We start from the raw sequence: 2,730 nt of genomic DNA, 5'->3' as shown, positions 1-2,730 counted from the left end.
TGTCAGCGACGGCGCTTTTCCCCTACTTCGGGCGGTTGCTGTCGGCGTAATTCCCCACCCTGACGGCGGTCGGTTCCCCAGGGGGATCCCGGTCGTCGGCAGGGGCCGGTCTACTCCCGGTTCGGGTGGTTTGGCCTGCGAGTAGTCGTTCCATCGGAATCATCCGCGATCCCCTGGGGCATGTCCGTGCCGGTCGAGGATCGCGGGCGTCTGGAAGTCGCTGCCGGTTCTCGGCCGATGGGCCGAGAGGTCGATGGACACGCCGGATGGCAAGGAGAACGTTCACGGTGGTCGACATCGTTGAGATCTACGTGCACTGGTACGCAGGCCGGTCGAAGAACCAGCTGGCCGCGTCACTGGGGGTGGACCGCAAAACGATCAGGAAGTATCTGGCGCCGGCGACGGCGGCCGGGATCACCCCGGGCGGGCCGCCCATGAGCGAGGGTGACTGGGCGAAACTGGTCAGGGGATGGTTCCCGGAGCTCGCGGACCGCAAGCTGCGGCAGGTGACCTGGGCCGAGATCGACCCGCACCGCGACTACGTCAAGAGCCTGCTGGAGACCACGACCGTCACCACGATCCACCAACGTCTGCGGGACGAGCAGAAGTTGAAGGTGTCGCTGACCGCGTTCCGCCGCTGGGTGCACGAGAACCTGCCGGAGATGGCGGCCAGGTCGAAGGTCACGGTGCTGCGGGACGCGGTGGAGCCGGGCTCGGAGGCTCAGATCGACTACGGCTTCCTGGGGCAGTGGATCAATCCGTCCACCGGCAAACGCCACCGGATCTGGGCGTTCGTGATGGTGCTGCCCTGTTCGCGGCACATGTTCGTGCGCCCGGTCGTCCACATGGACCAGCACGCCTGGACCGAGGCCCACGTCGAGGCGTTCCGGTTCTTCGGCGGGGTCCCGCGCCGGCTGGTGCCGGACAACCTGCGCACGGCGGTCGACCGTCCCGACCTCTACGACCCGCAGATCAACAAGTCCTATGCCGAACTCGCCCTCTACTACGGCGCGTTGGCCGATCCTGCGCGCGCCTCGCATCCGAAGGACAAGCCGCGGGTCGAGCGGCCGATGCCCTATGTCCGTGACTCGTTCTGGAGCGGGCGCCAGTTCGCCTCGCTGGCCCAGATGCAGGCCGAGGCGTCGGCCTGGTCGAGGGAGACCGCGGGGCGGCGGCAGTGTCGGCCGTTGGACGGGGCGTCTCCGGCGGCGGTGTTCGAGGCGGTCGAGGCCCAGGCCCTGCTGCCGCTGCCGGACAAGCCGTTCGTGCTGGCCCGCTGGTCACAGGCCCAGGTCGGCCCGGACATCCACGTCAAGGTCGGCCGCACCCTCTACTCGGTCCCGTGGAAGCTGATCGGCCGCAAGGTCGACGTCCGCTCGACCGCGACCGTGGTCCAGGTCTTCCTCGACGGCGAACTCGTGAAGACCCACGCGGCCCTTGAACAGGGCAAACGCACCGACCAGGGCGACTACCCGCCGGAGAAGATCGCGTTCCAGATGAAGACGCCGATCTGGTGCCGCGGCCAGGCGTCCGAGGTCGGGGACGCCTGCCGGGAGGCCGTCGACCTGCTGCTGGAGGTCAACGCGCTCTACCGGCTCCGCGCGGTCCAGGGAATCCTGGGGCTGCGGAAGAAGTACGGCGACCAGCGCCTGGAGGCCGCCTGCGCGAAGGCCATCGCGGTCGGCGACCCCTCCTACCGCACGATCAAGGGCATCCTGGTCGCCGGCACCGAGACCGACCCCGAACCGGAGACCGGCGACGCGGGAGCCTCCGCCTTCCTCCACGGCCCCGAGGGCCTGTTCGCCGCCGCGATCCCCACCCAGACCTCGGACGAGAACCCCCGCGACCTCGGTCACGACGGCGCCGACGACGCGACGGAGGCGAACCGGTGAGCGTGATGGACACCGCCCTGCGCGAGTCGCTGCGGGCACTTCGGCTGTCGGGGATGCTGGAGACCCTGGACGCCCGCCTGGCCCAAGCCCACGGCGGCGAACTCGGACACCTGGACTTCCTCCAGGTCCTCTGCCAGGACGAGATCACCCGGCGCGAGACCGTCGCCTTCCAACGGCGCCTGCTGCGAGCGAAGTTCGAGCAGCAGGTCACCCTGGAGGAGTTCGACTTCACCGCTTCCCCGAAGCTGCCCGCGGCGCAGATCCGCGACCTGGCCGCCCTGCGCTGGCTCCACGCCGGCGAGTCGGTGATCTTGTTCGGGCCGGTCGGGGTCGGCAAGACCCACGTCGCCCAGGCCCTCGGACACCTCGCCGTCCGCCAGGGCGCCCACGTCCGCTTCGCCAAGACCAGCCGGATCCTGGCCGAACTCGCCGGCGGCCATGCGGACCGGACCTGGGACAAACGGATGCGGGAACTGATCCGCCCCGATGTCCTGATCCTGGACGACTTCGCGATGCGGCAGCTGACCACGACCCAGGCCGACGACCTCTACGAACTCGTCTCCGAACGCCAGGGACGCTCGCTGATCATCACCAGCAACCGCGCGCCCAGCGACTGGTATCCCCTCTTCCCCAACCCCGTCGTCGCCGAGTCCCTGCTCGACCGCCTGATCAACACCAGCCACCAGGTCATCATGAACGGCCCCAGCTACCGCCCGAACAAGCGACCGAGGACCCCCACCGAGAAGATCAGCCAGCAGTCCGCAGCCTGACTGCGGCGGCCCCAGGGGTTGGAGAATTACGCCGACACCACCCCTGGGGAAAACCGCCGTCGTTCACA

Annotated in this window: 2 protein-coding genes; both read left to right on the top strand. The window is 69.1% G+C overall.

All coding sequences use genetic code 11. The features are described 5' to 3' along the window. Window positions 1-287 precede the first annotated feature (287 nt). Window positions 288-1,892, top strand: coding sequence for an IS21 family transposase (istA, locus tag ACEZDE_RS33685; protein ID WP_380545004.1), 1,605 nt, complete (start codon window positions 288-290; stop codon window positions 1,890-1,892). Beyond that, on the top strand, window positions 1,889-2,662 hold the full coding sequence (gene istB, locus ACEZDE_RS33680) for an IS21-like element helper ATPase IstB (RefSeq protein ID WP_449341725.1): 774 nt from the start codon (window positions 1,889-1,891) through the stop codon (window positions 2,660-2,662). The genes istA and istB overlap by 4 nt, the downstream gene beginning before the upstream one ends. The last annotated feature ends 68 nt before the right edge of the window (window positions 2,663-2,730 follow it).

The sequence above is a fragment of the Streptacidiphilus cavernicola genome, from assembly GCF_042510955.1.
Classification (GTDB): Bacteria; Actinomycetota; Actinomycetes; order Streptomycetales; family Streptomycetaceae; genus Streptacidiphilus; species Streptacidiphilus cavernicola.
The sequence above is the reverse complement of the archived record's forward strand: the minus strand, read 5'-3'. Positions and strand labels throughout refer to the sequence as shown.